Source organism: Streptomyces sp. CBMA29, assembly GCF_014596445.1.
Lineage (GTDB): Bacteria > Actinomycetota > Actinomycetes > Streptomycetales > Streptomycetaceae > Actinacidiphila.
This window is the reverse complement of sequence record NZ_MECL01000028.1, coordinates 41,498-57,517: the sequence shown is the minus strand read 5'-3', so window position 1 is coordinate 57,517 and position 16,020 is coordinate 41,498. Positions and strand designations below refer to the sequence as shown.

The window sequence follows — 16,020 nt, the reverse complement described above, 5'->3', positions numbered from 1 at the left end:
CGTCCTTGAGTTCACCGCTCATCGGGCAGCTCCTCTGTCTCCCGCGCCTTCGTCGAAAGCGGCCTCGACCGCTGCCGCTTCGGCCACGGCGACCTCGGCCGCACCGACTGGGCGCGGTCGAAGCGGCGTTCCAGGAAGCTCTGCGCGACCGAGAGCACGCTCGTGAACAGCAGGTACCAGAGGCTGACCACGATCAGCAGCGGGATCGTCTGGAAGTTGTGCGCGTAGATCGACTGCGCCGAGTACAGAAGGTCGGACAGCGAGATCACGCTGACCAGCGAGGTCGTCTTCAGCATGCCGATGAACTCGTTGCCGGTCGGCGGGATGATCACCCGCATCGCCTGCGGCAGCAGGATCTTGCGGTGGGTCTGGGCCGCGCTCATGGCCAGCGCGCGGGCCGCCTCCAACTGCCCCTCGTCCACCGATCGCACACCGGCCCGGACGATCTCCGCCATGTACGCGGCCTCGTTGAGCCCGAGGCCCAGCAGCGCGGCGGAGTACGGGGTGATCAGCGCGGTCGAGGAGCCGGAGGCGAACACCGGCCCGCCGAACGGCACTCCGATCGACAGCTCGGGGAACAGCGCCGCCAGGTTGTACCAGAACACCAACTGCACCAGCACCGGTGTGCCGCGGAAGAACCAGATGTAGAGGTGGCTCACCCCGGAGGTGAAGGGGTTGGCCGACATCCGCATCAGCGCCAGCACCGCGCCGAGCACGATCCCGATCACCATGGAGAGCGCGGTCAGCCACAGCGTGGTGACCAGGCCCCGCAGGATCGAGGAGTCGAACAGGTAGTGGCCGACCACCGACCAGGCGAAGTTGCCGTTCTCCACCAGGGTGTCGGCGGCCACCGCGAGCAGCAGCAGGACCAGTGCGGCGGTCACCCATCGCAGCGGGCGGGCGGGGCGGCGTACCGGCAGTCCGGCCACCTCGTCCGCGCTCAGCACGACGTCCTCGGCGGAGGCGACCCGTGCGGCGGCGGGGGCGGTCATGGCGTCGGGGTCGGAATCGGGCTGCTGGCCGCCAGGTTGATGCCCGGCTCCGTCAACTGTAGGTCGTCCAGGTCCCACTTCTTCATGATCGTGGCGTACTCACCGCTGGCGATGACCGCCTTGAGGGCGCCGAGGAACGCCTGCTGCAACTGCGTGGCGTCCTTCTTGAAGATCATGCCGTTGTAGTACTTCTGGAGCAGCGGATTGGTGACCATACGGATCGGCTTCGGCGCGGCCTTCTTGAGGGCGTCGGCCGCCGCGTAGTCGTTGAGGACGAAGTCCACGCGGCCCGAATAGAGGGCCAGCAGCGCCGCGTTGGCGGTCGGGAACTTGTGCACGGAGATGGCCGGCTTTCCGGCCTTCGTACAGTGCGGGTTGAACGTGGTGTCGATCTGCTCCGCGAGGTCGAGGCCCTGCTGGGTTCCCGTGCTGAGACCGCACAGCGACAGCGGGTCGGAGGTGACCTTGGTGTCGGACTCCAGCGTGTAGACGGCGCCGGTCGCGTACGCGTTGTCGACGAAGGTGACCTGCTTCTCGCGCTCGGTGTTGTCCGATATGCACTCCATGGCCATGTCGTAACGGCCGCTCTGGACGCCCGGTATGAGGCTGTCGAAGGTGATCGACGTGGCGTCCACCCGGATGCCGAGCTTGGCGGCCATGGCGTTCCACAGGTCGGGCTCGTACCCGACCATGGTCTTGGCTCCGCCTTCGACGCTCTCGCACGGCGGGTACTCGGCGTCGGTGGCCAGTTTCACGACGCCGGACTTCCTGATCGCCGCGGGCAGCAGCGCGTTGAGCGCGGGGTCACCGCTCGCGGACGCCGCAGCGGTAGCGCCGCCGCTCCCGGTCGGACCGGCGTTCGCGGCCGATCCACCGCCGTCGCCGCACGCCGCGACCGTCACCACCCCCAGCAGTGCGGCTGTGACGGACACGAGGACTCTCACCGAACGATCCATCTCTTCCTCCCACCTCGGGCTCCCGGATCACGGTCCCCTCACCCGCCACCCAGGTCCCTTTGCGCACGGCCGCGTCATTACGTGGCCGCCGTGAATCGACCTATGCAACGTAAGTTTGTGACGCATCCAATGCAATGCCTCGGGAAGATGAATTTTTCTATTCACAACGAGGTAACATGTCGGCAATCGCCTGCCGTGCCCGATCCGGCCACCTGTCCGGCGCGCCCGTACGGCGGTCAGTTCCGCTCGCGGGAGGCGCGGAGGGTGCGCGGTCGGTCGATGAGATGGCCGGGGCCGTTGTCGTCCTTCGACGCGGCGGGACCGCGCAACACGTCGGTGACGTCATGGAGTTGGCCGGCGAAAGGCCCCGCTGTCGCCGGGCGGCACGCGCACGCCGAAGTGCGCCGGGCAGTCGGCGAGGGACTCGTGCGGGGTGTCGACAGCGCCTGCGTAACGGGCGGGTCGGGTCGGGCCTGGCCCGTACGACCGACCGGCAGCGTGTCGGGCGCGGCCTCGCGACGGCGGACCTGACGCGGGACGCGCGCGGGTTCGCCGTGCGGGTTCGTCGCGCGGGAAGCCAAGGCCGGTCCAGGGCGTGTCCGGCGGATCATGGGCGGACCAGGCGGCACCTGGCACGCTCCCCCATGATCCGCCGGACAGGCGCTAGGCGGCCCCGCCGCCCATCAGCCGTCCGAAGGCGGCCGGGTCGGCGTCGTATCCGCGGATGTTCTGGTGGAACCGCCACTCCCCCGCGTCCCCGCGGGTGAATTCGGCGACGGTCGCGGCGGTGGCGTCGGCCACGTCGGCGAAGTCGTACTCCAGGAGAGCGTTGTATCCCTCCAGTAACCGGATGTCGGGGTTCGCCGCCTGACCGAAGGTGAGCCGGCCGTCGCGCTGCTGGATGGCGACGCCCACCACGACCCGGCCGTACGAGGCCGACAGCCGGTCGAGTTCGATGGTCATGCTCTCGTCGGCGCCGAAGCCCTTGCCGGTCTTGCTGTCACGGTTCAAGGTGATGGTGCCGTCGGGCGAGCGGCTGTCGAAGTACACGAGGTACGCGGGCTCGCCGCGCCGGTCGTCCGTGGCGAAGGTCGCGGCGATCAGGTCGAGATCGGTGTCGGGCGAGCCCAACGGACTGGGATCCCACCGCAGTTGGACCTCGATCTTCCCGCTGCCCTTGTTGAGGCTGCTGCTCACCGGGTCTCCCCCTCCTCGGAACCGCGCCGACGTGCGAGAACGTACCGATCATGCCGGAAGCGAACGTGCCGGATGTACGGGCCGCGCCGCCCGGTCGTCCGCGCCCCGGCCGTGCCCGCGTCGCCGACCGCCGGGGTCCATGCCTCGATTAACCACACCGCCGGGCGCGCTGTCCACACCGCCTCCGGCCGCGCCCGGCGTACTTTCACCGCCGGGGCGCGCCGCAGCTCCCGGCCTCGCGCACTGGCGTAGACCAATGATGGTCACCGGAGCCCCTTCCGCCACACGGTTCTACGCGCGTAACGTACGCCGTTGTCATGGCCACACCACCAAGGAACCACCCCTCTCGCCCTTGGAGGCGCACATGGACAACGCCGGACACGACTCCCGGCGCGGGTCGGCGCCACGCCGCGCGCTCGCGGCGATCGGCACGCTGACCGCTCTCCTCGCCCTGTTCGTCGCGGCTCCCGGCGCGGCCACCGCGGCCTCCCCTTCCGGCGGCGGCAGCCCGATCGCACACCCAGAACTGGACTGGATGGGCTCCACCATTACGGCCCACGAGGGCCGGTCGAGCGGCGGCGGCGCGGTGACCCCGAACGCCGCGCAGACCCTCGGCTTCGACGTGAGCCACTACCAGGGCACCGTCAACTGGGCGGGCGCGTACGCCAACGGCGCCCGGTTCGCGTACATGAAGGCCACCGAGGGGACGACCTTCCGTGACCCCAACTTCTCGGCGAACTACACGGGTTCGTACAACGCGGGCTTCATCCGCGGCGCGTACCACTTCGCGACCCCCAACTCCTCGACAGGCGCGGCCCAGGCCGACTACTTCGTCGCGCACGGCGGCGGCTGGTCCAAGGACGGCAAGACGCTGCCGCCCATGCTGGACATCGAGTACGGGCCGTCGTCGACCTGTTGGGGGCTGAGCCAGGCCGCGATGCGCACCTGGATCACGTCGTTCATCAACGAGGTGCACGCCAAGACCACCCGCTGGGCGACGATCTACACCACGACCAACTGGTGGACGACCTGCACGGGCAACACCTCCGCCTACTCGGCCAACGACCCGCTGTTCATCGCGCGGTACGCCTCCAGCGTCGGCGCCCTGCCGGCCGGCTGGCCGTTCTACACCTTCTGGCAGCACGCCGACTCCGGCGTCTTCCCCGGTGACCAGGACTACTTCAACGGGGCGTTGAGCGGACTGCTCAATCTCGCCAACAACACCTGAGCGCACGACGGCGGCCCCGCGCCCACGGAAGGGAGGAACCGTGGGCGCGGGGCCGCCGCATGCGCTGCCTCAGGGCCGTCAGCGGACGGCCGCGAGGTCAGCGGGAGCCGTGGTGGCTCTCGAAGGCGTAGCCGCCACTGGCCTCGAAGCCACCGATCTCACCCTTGACGGTGGTGATCCCGTACGGGCCACCGAGGTTGGTCTTCTCGAAACCGGCGAAGCCGCCCGCGGTGTGGAAGCCGCCCATCCCGGAGTGACCGCCGTCGTGCGAGACGGCAGCAGCGGCCGGAACGGCCGACAGGAGCCCGGCGGCGGAAACGGCGGCGACGGTGATGGCGATACGACGAAGCATGTCACTCTCCTGCGTGTTGGTGGGTGAGTCTTCACCGTGACCCGGTACCGCCCGGCCCGCACCTCGTCGCGCGCACTCGGCTGACGGGACGCCCCGAACGGGCTACGTGCCCTCCGGCGCGGTCAGCGTGAACAGTCCGCCGTCCGGGTCACGGACGACCGCCGACTCCCCCGCGGGACCCGCGTGGTGCGCCACGACACCGCCCCCGTTGGCGCGGACCGCCCGCAGCGCGGCGGGCAGGTCGCGCAGGGTGAAGAAGACCTCCCAGTGCGGGCGCTCGACGGGGTCGGGCGCGGCCTGGACGGCGCCGCGGCCGAGCCGGGCCACGACCCGCCCCGCACTGCGCAGCACCACCTCGTCGCCCTCGTACGCCACCTCGCAGGCGCCCGGCCGGTCGCTTGCCCACAGCAGCACCTCGCCGTAGAAGATGGCCGCCTCGAACGGGTCGGGGGTGCGCAGCCGCAGCCACACCGGCTGCTCGTCGCGCCAGCGCGGCCAGGATTCGGAGAGCAGGCCCTCCCAGATGCCGAAGACGGCGCCGTTGCGGTCGGCGGCCAGGGCTGCTCGGCCGGATTCGAAGGCGATCGGGCCGACGGCGACGGTGCCGCTGCGCTCCCTGATCCTGGCCGCGGTCTCGTCGGCGTCCTCGACCGCGAAGTACGGCGTCCAGGCGACGGGCACCTGCCAGGCGGAGGCCAGTTCGGCGATGCCCGCCACCGGCCTGCCGTCGTCCAGCGCGACGCTGAACCGGCCGCCCAGCTTCGTCCCGCGGTAGGTCCAGCCCAGGACCGCCGCGTAGAAGCGGTGGGTCGCGGCCAGGTCGCGCGAGGTCAGGCTGACCCAGCACGGCGCGCCGAAGACGGCGTCGCTGGATGTCGCGCCCGTCCCGGGGCGCGGGCTCTGTCGCGTGGACACGGCAATCACCACCTGACGGGTTCGACGGGGGGCCGGACGTGTTCCCGCGGGCCGCCGGGCCGGCGGGGCGGATCGTCCTGGTCCGTCCCTCAGTGTGCCGTCGATGGGCCCGGACCTCCTGTCGAGCCGGTCGCGCCGTCACGCTCCGTGGCGCCTGCCGCCTGACAGTGAGCGCGTACGGCGCGGTGGCCGGGGTTCGGCGGAGGACCGCCGGGCGCGTCCTCCGAGGGCGAACACGGTGGAACTGCGGGTGGCAGGCCGCGTACCTAGGATGGGAGTGGCGGGCCTCGGCGCCATGCCGTGGCCCGGCACCGGTGATCCGCACGAATGGGGGCATGGATGCTGGGGACAGAGCCCAGCGGCGCGACACGGACCGTGATCGTGACCGTCGACGACGATCCCTCGGTGTCGCGTGCGGTCGCACGCGACCTGCGGCGGCGCTACGGCGAGGAGCACCGGATCGTCCGGGCGGAGTCCGGGGAGTCGGCGCTGGAGGCGCTGCGCGAGATGCGGCTGCGCGGCGACGCGGTCGCGGTGATCCTGGCGGATTACCGGATGCCCGCGATGAACGGCATCGAATTCCTCGAACGGGCGATGGATGTGTATCCGGGAGCCCGCCGGGTGCTGCTGACGGCGTACGCCGACACGGGCGCGGCCATCGACGCCATCAATGTGGTGGACCTCGACCACTATCTGCTCAAGCCCTGGGACCCGCCGGAGGAGAAGCTGTATCCGGTGGTGGACGCGCTGCTCGACGCCTGGCGCGCCTCGGACCACCGGCCGGTGCGGGAGACGAAGGTCATCGGCCACCGCTGGTCGGCGCGTTCGTCGGGGGTCCGCGAATTCCTGGCGCGCAATCAGGTGCCGTATCACTGGTACGCCTCGGACGAGCCGGAGGGCCGGAAGCTGCTGGCCGCCGCGGACGAGGACGGGGTACGGCTGCCGGTGGTGATCACCCCGGACGGCAAGCCGCTGGTGGAGCCGACCGACCAGGATCTGGCCAGCAGCGTCGGTCTGGCGACGACGCCCTCGGCGCGCTTCTACGACCTGGTGGTCATCGGCGGCGGCCCCGCCGGTCTCGGCTCCGCGGTCTACGGCGCGTCCGAGGGGCTGCGGACCGTGCTGGTGGAGCGCACCGCGACCGGCGGACAGGCGGGGCAGAGTTCCCGGATCGAGAATTACCTGGGCTTCCCCGACGGGGTCTCCGGCGGGCAGCTCACCGACCGCGCGCACCGGCAGGCCACCCGCTTCGGCGCCGAGATCCTGACCGCGTGCGAGGTCACGGGACTCGAGGTCAGCGGCTCGGCGCGGACCGTGACGTTCGCCGACGGCTCCGCGGTCTCGGCGCACACGGTGATCCTGGCGACCGGCGTGTCCTACCGGCAGCTCGACGCGCCCGGCGTGTCGGAGCTGACGGGCCGCGGGGTCTTCTACGGTTCCGCGCTGACCGAGGCGGCCCGCTGCCAGGAGCAGGACGTGTACATCGTGGGCGGGGCGAATTCCGCCGGGCAGGCCGCGGTGTATCTGGCCAGGGGCGCCAAGTCCGTGACGATCCTGGTCCGCGGCGACTCCCTGACCTCGTCGATGTCGCACTATCTGGTGCAGCAGATCGGGGCGACCCCGGCGATCAGGGTGCGTACGCGCTCGGAGGTCGTGTCCGCCGAGGGCGAGGACCATCTGGAGCGGATCACGCTGCGCGACACCACGACCGGCGAGACCGAGACGGTCGACGCGGGCTGGCTGTTCGTGTTCATCGGCGCCGCCCCGCTGACGGACTGGCTGGACGGGGTGGTGCTGCGCGACGAACGCGGGTTCGTCGTGGCGGGTCCCGATCTGGCGCCGCCGGGCGAACGCCCGGTGGACTGGCCGCTTGAGCGGCCCCCGTACCACCTGGAGACCAGCGTGCCGGGGGTGTTCGTGGCCGGTGACGCGCGCGCCGAGTCCGCCAAGCGGGTGGCGTCCGCGGTCGGCGAGGGCGCCATGGCCGTCATGCTCGTCCACCGATACCTGGAGCGGCTATGAGCGTCCAGTACCTGCCGTGCGACGTGGCCGAGCTGCGCTCGCTCTTCTTGTTCGAGAAGCTGACCGACGACCAGTTGGACTGGCTGTGCCGCAAGGGCCGGGTGCAGATGGAGGAGCCGGGCGCCGTCTATCTGGAGGGCGAGCCCGCCACCTGCTTCTACGTGCTGCTCGAAGGCACGGTGGTGATGTCGCGCCGGGTGGGGGCCGACGACGTGGAGGTCTCGCGCACCTCGGACCGCGGGGTGTACGCGGGCGCCTTCCAGTCGTATCTGGGCGACCGGGTGCCGCAGGTCTACAACAGCTCGCTGCGGGTCACCGAGCCGTCGCGTTTCTACGTACTGTCGTCGGACCACTTCGCCGAGCTGATGCGCGAGTGGTTCCCGATGGCCGTGCACATGCTGGAGGGGCTGTTCTTCGGCAACCGCAGCACCAAGCAGGCCATCGGCCAGCGTGAGCGGCTGCTGGCCCTGGGGTCGCTGTCGGCCGGTCTCACCCACGAGTTGAACAATCCGGCCGCGGCGGCGCTGCGGGCCACGGCCACACTGCGCGAGCGGGTGGCCGGGATGCGGCACAAACTCGGCATGATCGCCGGGGGGCCGCTCGACCGGGCCACGCTCGCGACGCTGATCGAGCTCCAGGAGCGGGCGGTCGAGCAGTCCGCGAAGGCCGTGCAGCTCACCCCGATGGAGACCTCGGACCGCGAGGACGCCATCTCCGACTGGCTCGACGACCACGGTGTGACGGCCGGGTGGGACCTCGCGCCGAATTTCGTGCAGGCCGGGCTCGACACGGACTGGCTGGAGCGGGTCGCCGCCACGGTGACGCCCGACACCCTCGACAGCGCGATGCGGTGGCTCAACTACACGGTCGAGACCGAACTGCTGATGAACGAGATCCAGGACTCCACGGCCCGGATCTCGACCCTGGTCAACGCGGCGCGGCAGTATTCGCAGCTCGACCGGGCGCCGTACCAGGTGGTGGACGTGCACGAGTTGCTGGAGAGCACGCTGCACATGCTGACCGGCAAATTCGGTCCCGGCATCAAGGTGGTCAAGGACTTCGACCGTACGCTGCCGAAGATCCCCGGCTATCCGGGTGAACTCAACCAGGTGTGGACCAATCTCATCGACAACGCGGTGGCCGCGATGGAGGGGACGGGCACGCTGACGGTGCGTACGGCGCTGGACCGCGAGCAGCTTCTGGTCGAATTCCGTGACACCGGAGCCGGTATCGCGCCGGAGATCCGGGAAAGGATCTTCGAGCCGTTCTTCACCACCAAGCCGGTGGGCGAGGGTACGGGGCTTGGACTCGACATCTCCTGGCGCATCGTGGTGAACAAGCACCACGGCGACCTCCAGGCGGAGTCGGTGCCCGGCGACACCCGTTTCCTGGTCCGCCTGCCGCTCACGGCGGAGCAGCCGGAGGCCGCACCTGATGCGGCGTCCGACGCCCGGCCGGAGGCGGCGCGGCAGGCCAGCCCCGACAGTCCGTCCGACAATCAGCGGGAGCCGTCATGACGACCACCCCAGGTATCGACCCCACCGCCCAGCCCAGCGGGGCCGGTTGCGCCGACTGCGACGCGGCGGGCGGCTGGTGGTTCCATCTGCGCCGCTGCGCCCAGTGCGGGCACGTCGGCTGCTGCGACTCGTCGCCCGCGCAGCACGCGAGCGCGCACTCGGCGGCCACCGGCCACCCGATCATGCGGACGTTCGAGCCGGGCGAGGACTGGTTCTGGGACTTCACGACCGACGCGTACGTCGAGACCGACGTGGCGCTGGCCCCGCCGCAGAGCCGTCCGGCCGACCAGCCGGTGCCTGGCCCGGCCGGCCGGGTCCCGGCCGACTGGCGCGCCCGCCTCAACTGAGCGGCGGACGCGCCGAGTCGGCGTACCGCGCGGACCGGCGTACGTCGGGCGGGAGCGCGCCGTCACGGCGTGCTCCCGGCCCGCGTACGCCGGATCCGTCAGCGGTGGGCGCTGCTGTTGCGGCGGCGGGTGAAGTAGACCGCGCCCGCGCCGAGCACCAGCAGGGCGGCGCCGCCGCCCGCGAAGGCCACGGTCTGCGAGCCGTTGCCGCCGGTCTCGGCCAGGTCACCGCTGGAAGTGTCGGAGGCCGGCTCCACGACGGGCGAGCCGACCGGGCCCGCGGAGTTCGTGGGCGACGCGGTCGGTGACGTGGTGTCGTCGACGACCGGGGCGCTGGAGCTCGGCGTCGTCGACGGAGTGTCGGACGGGGTGTCCGACGGCGAGTCCGACGGGGTGTCGGTGACCGAGTCCGACGGGGACGGGCTGGTCGTCTCGCTGTCCGAGGGCTCCGGCGAGGTGGTGGTCGAGTCGCTGGGCTCGGGGCTGTCCGTCGTCTCGCTCGGGGACGGCGACGGAGAGTCGGTGACCGAGTCGCTGGGCGACGGCGACGGGGTGGAGCACGGCGCGCTGCCGTTCCACGCCGTGATCAGGTTCTCGGGGGTCGCGGAGTACGGGTAGCGCGGCAGCTTGCCGTGGCCCTTGCCCTCGCCGCCGTCGTACTTGGTGCCGTTGCCGTACAGGTCGATCTGGCCGAAGCAGGACGGCGCGTAGGCGCTGACGTCCAGGGTGGCCTTGGTGTTCTTGTGGTCGAGCGTGGTGGTGTCCCAGCCGAGGAACGCCTGCGTGCCGGAGGTGTCCCAGGTGGGGCCTTCGGCACTGTAGGACGCGAGCGACACGTTGTAGGTGCAGCCCTTGGTGACCTTGTCCGTAAGGCGGACGGTGATCTTCGTCGGGATCGTGTTGTCGATCCGGCCGTTGGTGGACCAGGTGCGGCCACCGTCCTCGGAGTGCTCGATGTGCGAACGGCCGCAGTTGTTCTTGTCGTTGCCGGACGCCTGCGCCGTACCGACGCCCGCCAGCGTGACGGCGGCGGTGAGCGAGCCGAGGCCGACCACGCCTATGGCTCGTCTGGTGATGGAACGCTGCACTGAATCTGCTCCCTGCACTGTGAACGGGCAGCGGAGGCAGGCGGAGCGGGTCGGACCCTACGCCGTACGCGAGACTCGTGCCCGATGGCCTGCGATGGAGTCTCGCCGCCGACGATGATCGGCCTGTTGGCCGGTGACCGAGTATGCCCCTGCGGGGGACGGTCTGTACAGCGCGAAAACGCCGTTTTCGCGGCTTTGCGGTCGGATTATCGCCCTGCGAATATGTCGCCGCACTGATACCGAAATGGGGCGGCGTTCACGGGAGTTCGCAGGAGTTCCCAGGAGTTGACTGGAGTTCACACGCGGCGGGGTGCTTCACCAGGAGTGCGTGCAGGTGCCGCCGGGCGCGTGGAAGCAGGCGGTGACGGTCTTCCCGTCGGGGCGCGGGTGGGCCTCCCACTCGTCGGCGAGCGCGTCCACGATGGCCATGCCCCGGCCGTGGGTGCGCTCCTCGTCGGGCGCCTTCTCGGCGGGCAGCATGCCGGAGGAGTCGCTGACGCTCAGGTGCAGGCAGCAGCCGTCCCAGACCATGACGACCTGGGCCTCGCTGTGCGCGTGCACATGCGCGTTGGTGACGAGTTCGGAGACGGTCAGGACGACGGAGTCCGCCGTGTCGGGCGCCTGCGTGCTCCAGCCGAGCACGTCCAGGTGCTCGCGCGCCCACTCGCGCCCGGCCCTGACGCCGTACGAGACAGGGAACGACCTGGCCCAGCCGACTGCTTTCACGGACATCTCGCACGCTCCCGCACCGAGTCGTTGTGTGCTCGCCGGCCGAGCCCCGGCTCCGGTGAAGGTCGGGGCCCCCGGCCGCCATGCCGGTAGGGCGAACGGCGGCCGGGCGCGATCCCCTGCGAGTCCCCCGCGGGGGATGAACGTCCCCTACCCCCGCCCGCGAACGCCATGCCGGGCGAAGGTGTCGGCCCGTGCGTACGCCGCGTCGCGGCCGGACGGCAGCCGGAGGGCAGCCGGAGGGCAGCATCATCGCGTACGTCGTCGTCACTCGTACGCCGATGCTCGCCGCGGCGCTCGACCGCCGTCCTGGCACCTCAGCCGATACGGTGTGAGCAGGGGTCGATGCTCGGGTTCGCGGTGCGCGTGGAGGACCGGTGGGAGAGGACGGCGACAGCTCGGGCGGGCGCTTGCCCCGTTTGCAGCTCGACGAGCTGCTTGACGAGTTGCAGGTCCGCATCGGCGCGGTGCGCGGCACGCAGAACCGGGTGCACAGCCTGCTGGAGGCCGTGCTGTCGGTGGGCCGGGAGCTGGACCTCGCGCATGTGCTGCGGCGGATCGTGGAGACCGCGGTCGTCCTGGTGGACGCCGAGTACGGCGCGCTGGGGGTGATCGGCGACGACGCGCGGCTCTCGGAGTTCCTGACCGTCGGAGTGTCCGAGCGGGAGGCCCGCGCGATCGGGCCGCTGCCGTCGGGGCACGGTCTGCTCGGTGAACTGATCCGCCGTCCGGAGCCGCTGCGGCTCGCGGAACTGTCCGATCACCCTGCCTCGTACGGCTTCCCGGCGAACCATCCGCCGATGCGCTCCTTCCTGGGGGTGCCGATCCGGGTGCGCGACGAGGTCTTCGGAAACATCTACCTCACCGAGAAGCGCGGTGGCAGGGAGTTCGACGGCGACGACGAGACGCTGCTGTCGACGCTGGCGGTCGCGGCGGGTGTCGCGATCGAGAACGCGCGGCTGTACAAGACCGCCCGCGAGGGGCAGCGGTGGATGGCGGCCAACGCGGAGATCGTGAGCACGCTGCTGTCGGGCGCCGGTGAGATGGACGTGCTCGGGCTGATCGTCGAGCACGGCCGGCACATCCTGGCCGCGGACCTGGGCGTGGTGGCGCTGCCGGTCGAGGGGACCACCGACCTCCAGGTGATGATCGCCGTGGGTGTCGACGCCGAGACCCACCGCGGTCTGGTGCTGCCGTGCGAGGGCTCGTTCATGGGCGCCGCGATGGCCGCGGCGCGGCCGATCACCACGGTGGAGATCGCCGAGGACCCGCGGGTGACGTCGGGGCCGCCGCGCTGGAGCGGCCTGGGGCCGACGATCGCCGTGCCGATGATGGCGGGCGGCACGGTGCGCGGTGTGCTGCTGCTCGCCCGTGAGCTGGGTTCCGTCCCCTTCACCGAGGCGGAGTCCTCGCCGCTGCTGAGCTTCGCGGGGCAGGCCGCCCTGGCGCTGGAGCTGGCCGAGCGGCGGCGCGGCGCCGAACAGCTCGCGCTGCTGGAGGACCGCGACCGGATCGCCCGTGACCTGCACGACCTGGCCATCCAGCGGCTGTTCGCCACGGGGATGACCTTGCAGAGCGCGGTGCGCTTCGTCCAGCATCCGGAGGCGAGCGAGCGGCTGCTGCGCGCGGTGGACGACCTGGACGAGACCATCAAGATCATCCGATCGACGATCTTCGGACTGCGCTCGCACGACCGGGAGCGGACCACGCGTGGCCTTCGGATACGTGCCTCGATGGCGGTCGAGGACGCGGTCCCCACGCTCGGCTTCACCCCCGGCCTGCGGATGGAGGGGCTGATCGACACCGATGTGCCCGCCCCGGTCGCGGAGGAGACCGTCGCCGTCCTGGTCGAAGCGCTCTCCAACGTCACCCGGCACGCCCGAGCGACCTCCGCCGAGGTCTCCCTGGTCGTCGCGTCCGGAACCCTGACCGTTACGGTCGACGACGACGGCGTGGGCGCCCCTTCCGGCGGGCGCCGCAGCGGGCTGCGCAATCTGGAGGAACGGGCCGGGCGGCTCGGGGGCGAACTGGCCCTCTCCACCAGCCCCCGCGGCGGCACCCGCCTGGTCTGGCGCGTGCCGGCCGCACCGCCCTCGGCGGGTCCCAAGGCGTAGCCGGGCACCGCGCGCGGCCGGGGCCTACGGCGTTCCGCCGTCGGTGACGTCGGCGGCGGGGCGGCGGGGTGTGGCCGGGCCCTGCGGGCCGTAGCCGAGGCGGATCAGCATCTGTACGTGTTCCATGCCGCCGCGCGGGTCGCGCAGCAGCCACCGCAGGTCGTCCCATTCCAGCGCCTGATGGAGCAGTGACGCGCGGACGGCATGGGCGGTCGCGACGAGCAGGACGTGCTCCAGCGCCTGACCGGCGCGCAGCCAGTCCGCGGGGTGGTCGTGGCCGGTGGACAGGACCGCGATCACCGGGCGCCGCTCGAAGGCCGCGGCGGGCTGGTAGTTCTCCGGGCGCAGCGCGGAGAAGTCCCGCAGCGGCAGCCGGCCCGCGCTGTCCCGCGGGCCGAGCGCCCGGCCCGGGAGGCCGTCCGCGCTCCCCTCACGGATCCAGCTGCGGCTCTCGGTCCGGCGGTCCGAATCGCTCATGCCGCGCCGCTCGGCCTCCGTGGTGAACTCCAGCAGGCGGGCGGTCTCCTCCGCGGCGGGCCGTACCAGCCGGGCGCCCTCGGCGTCCGCGGCCTCGGCCAGTTCGGTCAGCAGTTCGGCGGGGAGTGCCTGCTCGGAGAACGGCAGACGGCTGCTGTGCCGCCGCCAGATCGCGTCGTACAGGCCCTGCCGGTCGTGGCGGGCACCGGTCGGCAGCGGTCCGGCCAGGCGTACCGCGGCCAGCAGGTCGGGCTCGGCGGGGTCGGGCAGCAGCCGCAGCACCGGGTCCCAGCCGAAGTGGGCGACCGCGACCCGGAGGTTGAACAGGGCGGCGCCGACCGACAGGTGGACGGCGCGGCCCATCGGATCGGTGTGCCGCAGCCCGCGGTCGACGGCCGCCCGTACCTCCAGCGTGCTGGTGTCGGGGTCGAGCCGGAACCGCCACGGCTGAGTGTTGTGGATCGAAGGCGCCGCGCCCGCCGCGGAGATCAGTTTCTCCAGGGTCTCCGCGTCCAGTAGTGCGGTCCGCATCGCGTTCTCCTCCCGGCCCGTCCTGCTTCCAGGCTGAGGGAGCACGACGGGTGGCGGGAGGGGCCGTTGGTGCCCGGCCGGAGGGCCGGTCGGCCCCCGTATTCAGCGGCGGCCGTGCTCCGGCCCCGAGTGCTGGCCGGTGTCGTGCGTGGCCATGACGGCCGCCTGGATGCGGCGCTCCACGCCGAGCTTGGCCAGCAGCCGCGAGACGTTGTTCTTGACCGTCTTCTCCGACAGGTACAGGCGCTTGCCGATCTGGCCGTTGGTGAGTCCCTCACCGACGAGTTCGAGGATCTCGCGCTCGCGCGGCGACAGCGAGGCGAGCGCCTCCACCTCGGGTTCCGCCTCCGCTGTCGCGCCGCCGCCGCGCAGATTGCTCATCAGCCGGGAGGTGGTGGCCGGATCGAGCATCGACTGTCCCGAGGCGACGGTCCGCACGGCGGCGACCAGGTCGGAGCCCTTGATCTGCTTGAGCACATAGCCCGCGGCGCCCGCCATGATCGCGTCGAGCAGCGCGTCGTCGTCGTCGAAGGACGTCAGCATCAGGCAGGCGAGACCGGGCAGCCGGGACCGCAGCTCGCGGCAGACGGTGATGCCGTCGCCGTCGGGCAGCCGGACGTCCAGGACGGCGACGTCCGGGCGCAGGGCCGGTCCGCGGGCCTCGGCCTGCGCCGCGGTCGCGGCCTCGCCGACCACCTCGATGTCGGGTTCCGAGTCGAGCAGGTCGTGGACGCCGCGCCGGACGACCTCGTGGTCGTCCAGCAGGAAGACCCTGATCGGCGCCTGCGGTGAGAACTGCCGTACTTCGGTCATGTCCGCCGATCCCTCGCCCTGTCGTGTGCCGCGCCCGGTTCTCCGATCATGAACGGTCGTACGGACCCGTTGCTAGGGCCGAACGGTCCCTTGGCCGGTATCGGACGTCGGGGCTGGGTCTGGCCCGCCGTTGTCGGAATGGCGGGCCCACGGCCGGGAGGCCGCTCACCCTCCTTCGCCTCCGCGTCTCCGGCGGCTCACGCGGCTCACGCGGTGCTCACCCGTCGAGCAGTCTGGCCCGGGTGCTCTGCAACCGGTGGGCGACGACCTCGCCGACCCTCATCGCCAGGGCTCGTCCGAACACCGGGTCCGCTTCGGCCAGCGCCCGTACGATAGTGGCGTCGAACTCCTGCGCCCGTACGGGGCTTTGGGCCTGGGCGCCCATGTGCCAGAGATACGGCGGGAACAGCCAGGACCAGCCGAGCAGATCTCCGGGGCCCAGCATCTCCACCTCGGGGGCCGGGCGTCCGGGCCGGCGGAGGTCGAGTGTGACGGCGCCGGTGCGCACGACCCAGAACCGGTCGGCCCGCTCGCCCTCCTCGTAGATCCGGGTGCCCGCGGGGAACGACACCTCTCGGGCAAGGCTCTCCAGCCGCTGCCGTCCCGGGGACGGGAGCGAGCTGAACAGGCCAGTAGTAGCGGTTCTCATCACCGTTCCCCTTCGGCTCGCGTCGCTTCGGCTCCGCCGACGCGCTCTCACCTGCCGCCCCTCCCCCTCACGGTGCGGCGCGCGCACCCCGTA

The 16,020-nt window shown here is 71.6% G+C and carries 16 protein-coding genes; 6 read left to right on the top strand and 10 right to left on the bottom strand.

Features of this window, described 5'->3' with window-relative positions; all coding sequences use genetic code 11:
• Nucleotides 1-11: 11 nt before the first annotated feature.
• The 3 genes from BGM09_RS04335 to BGM09_RS04325 all read right to left on the bottom strand — a co-directional run bounded on the left by BGM09_RS04335 (nt 12) and on the right by BGM09_RS04325 (nt 3,145).
• Nucleotides 12-992 carry an amino acid ABC transporter permease gene (locus tag BGM09_RS04335; protein WP_188280043.1) on the bottom strand — a complete coding sequence of 327 codons (981 nt, stop codon included), beginning with the start codon at nt 990-992 and terminating at the stop codon, nt 12-14.
• Nucleotides 989-1,936, bottom strand: coding sequence for an ABC transporter substrate-binding protein (locus BGM09_RS04330; protein ID WP_188280042.1), 948 nt, complete (start codon nt 1,934-1,936; stop codon nt 989-991). The genes BGM09_RS04335 and BGM09_RS04330 overlap by 4 nt, the downstream gene beginning before the upstream one ends.
• Nucleotides 1,937-2,611: 675 nt before the next feature.
• Nucleotides 2,612-3,145 (bottom strand): TerD family protein, encoded by a 534-nt coding sequence (locus tag BGM09_RS04325; RefSeq protein ID WP_188280041.1) that lies wholly within the window; start codon nt 3,143-3,145, stop codon nt 2,612-2,614.
• Nucleotides 3,146-3,509: 364 nt separating this feature from the next.
• Between BGM09_RS04325 and BGM09_RS04320 the strand changes: the two genes are divergently transcribed.
• Nucleotides 3,510-4,373, top strand: coding sequence for a GH25 family lysozyme (locus BGM09_RS04320; RefSeq protein ID WP_188280040.1), 864 nt, complete (start codon nt 3,510-3,512; stop codon nt 4,371-4,373).
• A gap of 97 nt (nt 4,374-4,470) precedes the next feature.
• Here the strand turns inward: BGM09_RS04320 and BGM09_RS04315 are convergent, their stop codons facing one another.
• Together BGM09_RS04315 and BGM09_RS04310 are read right to left on the bottom strand one after the other, a co-directional pair.
• Complete coding sequence (locus tag BGM09_RS04315) at nt 4,471-4,725, bottom strand: hypothetical protein (protein WP_188280039.1); 255 nt, start codon at nt 4,723-4,725, stop codon at nt 4,471-4,473.
• A gap of 102 nt (nt 4,726-4,827) precedes the next feature.
• Entirely contained in the window at nt 4,828-5,646 is an 819-nt protein-coding gene (locus BGM09_RS04310) for a VOC family protein (RefSeq protein WP_411158254.1), read from the bottom strand.
• 333 nt (nt 5,647-5,979) lie between these two features.
• Between BGM09_RS04310 and BGM09_RS04305 the strand changes: the two genes are divergently transcribed.
• From BGM09_RS04305 to BGM09_RS04295, 3 genes are read left to right on the top strand one after another with little or no spacing between them, the layout of a single operon-like run.
• Nucleotides 5,980-7,662, top strand: coding sequence for an FAD-dependent oxidoreductase (locus BGM09_RS04305; protein WP_188280037.1), 1,683 nt, complete (start codon nt 5,980-5,982; stop codon nt 7,660-7,662).
• On the top strand, nt 7,659-9,179 hold the full coding sequence (locus BGM09_RS04300) for an ATP-binding protein (protein ID WP_188280036.1): 1,521 nt from the start codon (nt 7,659-7,661) through the stop codon (nt 9,177-9,179). Before BGM09_RS04305 ends, BGM09_RS04300 begins: the two co-directional genes overlap by 4 nt.
• Nucleotides 9,176-9,526 (top strand): UBP-type zinc finger domain-containing protein, encoded by a 351-nt coding sequence (locus BGM09_RS04295; RefSeq protein ID WP_188280035.1) that lies wholly within the window; start codon nt 9,176-9,178, stop codon nt 9,524-9,526. Before BGM09_RS04300 ends, BGM09_RS04295 begins: the two co-directional genes overlap by 4 nt.
• Nucleotides 9,527-9,624: 98 nt before the next feature.
• Here BGM09_RS04295 and BGM09_RS38740 read toward each other — a convergent pair whose 3' ends face one another.
• Together BGM09_RS38740 and BGM09_RS04285 are read right to left on the bottom strand one after the other, a co-directional pair.
• Complete coding sequence (locus tag BGM09_RS38740; protein WP_188280034.1) at nt 9,625-10,614, bottom strand: LAETG motif-containing sortase-dependent surface protein; 990 nt, start codon at nt 10,612-10,614, stop codon at nt 9,625-9,627.
• Nucleotides 10,615-10,929: 315 nt separating this feature from the next.
• The gene (locus BGM09_RS04285) at nt 10,930-11,346 is read right to left on the bottom strand and encodes an ATP-binding protein (protein ID WP_188280033.1); all 417 of its coding nucleotides are present in this window, start codon (nt 11,344-11,346) and stop codon (nt 10,930-10,932) included.
• Nucleotides 11,347-11,537: 191 nt separating this feature from the next.
• Here BGM09_RS04285 and BGM09_RS04280 point away from each other — a divergent pair, with 191 nt between their 5' ends.
• A complete protein-coding gene (locus BGM09_RS04280) occupies nt 11,538-11,678 on the top strand; it encodes a hypothetical protein (RefSeq protein ID WP_188280032.1) in 141 nt (46 codons plus the stop codon).
• 75 nt (nt 11,679-11,753) lie between these two features.
• Nucleotides 11,754-13,457: a GAF domain-containing protein gene (locus tag BGM09_RS04275; RefSeq protein WP_188280031.1), complete on the top strand. Its 1,704-nt coding sequence runs from the start codon at nt 11,754-11,756 to the stop codon at nt 13,455-13,457.
• A gap of 24 nt (nt 13,458-13,481) precedes the next feature.
• Here BGM09_RS04275 and BGM09_RS04270 read toward each other — a convergent pair whose 3' ends face one another.
• The 3 genes from BGM09_RS04270 to BGM09_RS04260 all read right to left on the bottom strand — a co-directional run bounded on the left by BGM09_RS04270 (nt 13,482) and on the right by BGM09_RS04260 (nt 15,927).
• Complete coding sequence (locus tag BGM09_RS04270) at nt 13,482-14,465, bottom strand: Acg family FMN-binding oxidoreductase (RefSeq protein ID WP_188280030.1); 984 nt, start codon at nt 14,463-14,465, stop codon at nt 13,482-13,484.
• Nucleotides 14,466-14,567: 102 nt separating this feature from the next.
• Entirely contained in the window at nt 14,568-15,278 is a 711-nt protein-coding gene (locus BGM09_RS04265; RefSeq protein WP_188280029.1) for a response regulator, read from the bottom strand.
• 217 nt (nt 15,279-15,495) lie between these two features.
• A complete protein-coding gene (locus BGM09_RS04260) occupies nt 15,496-15,927 on the bottom strand; it encodes a cyclic nucleotide-binding domain-containing protein (RefSeq protein ID WP_188280028.1) in 432 nt (143 codons plus the stop codon).
• Nucleotides 15,928-16,020: the final 93 nt, after the last annotated feature.

Excerpts from the sequence above, each read along its gene's own strand:
- BGM09_RS04335 (WP_188280043.1), bottom strand. The coding sequence starts at position 992 with ATGACCGCCCCCGCCGCCGCACGGGTCGCCTCCGCCGAGGACGTCGTG.
- BGM09_RS04320 (WP_188280040.1), top strand. The coding sequence starts at position 3,510 with ATGGACAACGCCGGACACGACTCCCGGCGCGGGTCGGCGCCACGCCGC.
- BGM09_RS04315 (WP_188280039.1), bottom strand. The coding sequence starts at position 4,725 with ATGCTTCGTCGTATCGCCATCACCGTCGCCGCCGTTTCCGCCGCCGGG.
- BGM09_RS04305 (WP_188280037.1), top strand. The coding sequence starts at position 5,980 with ATGCTGGGGACAGAGCCCAGCGGCGCGACACGGACCGTGATCGTGACC.
- BGM09_RS04300 (WP_188280036.1), top strand. The coding sequence starts at position 7,659 with ATGAGCGTCCAGTACCTGCCGTGCGACGTGGCCGAGCTGCGCTCGCTC.
- BGM09_RS04295 (WP_188280035.1), top strand. The coding sequence starts at position 9,176 with ATGACGACCACCCCAGGTATCGACCCCACCGCCCAGCCCAGCGGGGCC.
- BGM09_RS04285 (WP_188280033.1), bottom strand. The coding sequence starts at position 11,346 with ATGTCCGTGAAAGCAGTCGGCTGGGCCAGGTCGTTCCCTGTCTCGTAC.
- BGM09_RS04270 (WP_188280030.1), bottom strand. The coding sequence starts at position 14,465 with ATGCGGACCGCACTACTGGACGCGGAGACCCTGGAGAAACTGATCTCC.
- BGM09_RS04265 (WP_188280029.1), bottom strand. The coding sequence starts at position 15,278 with ATGACCGAAGTACGGCAGTTCTCACCGCAGGCGCCGATCAGGGTCTTC.
- BGM09_RS04260 (WP_188280028.1), bottom strand. The coding sequence starts at position 15,927 with ATGAGAACCGCTACTACTGGCCTGTTCAGCTCGCTCCCGTCCCCGGGA.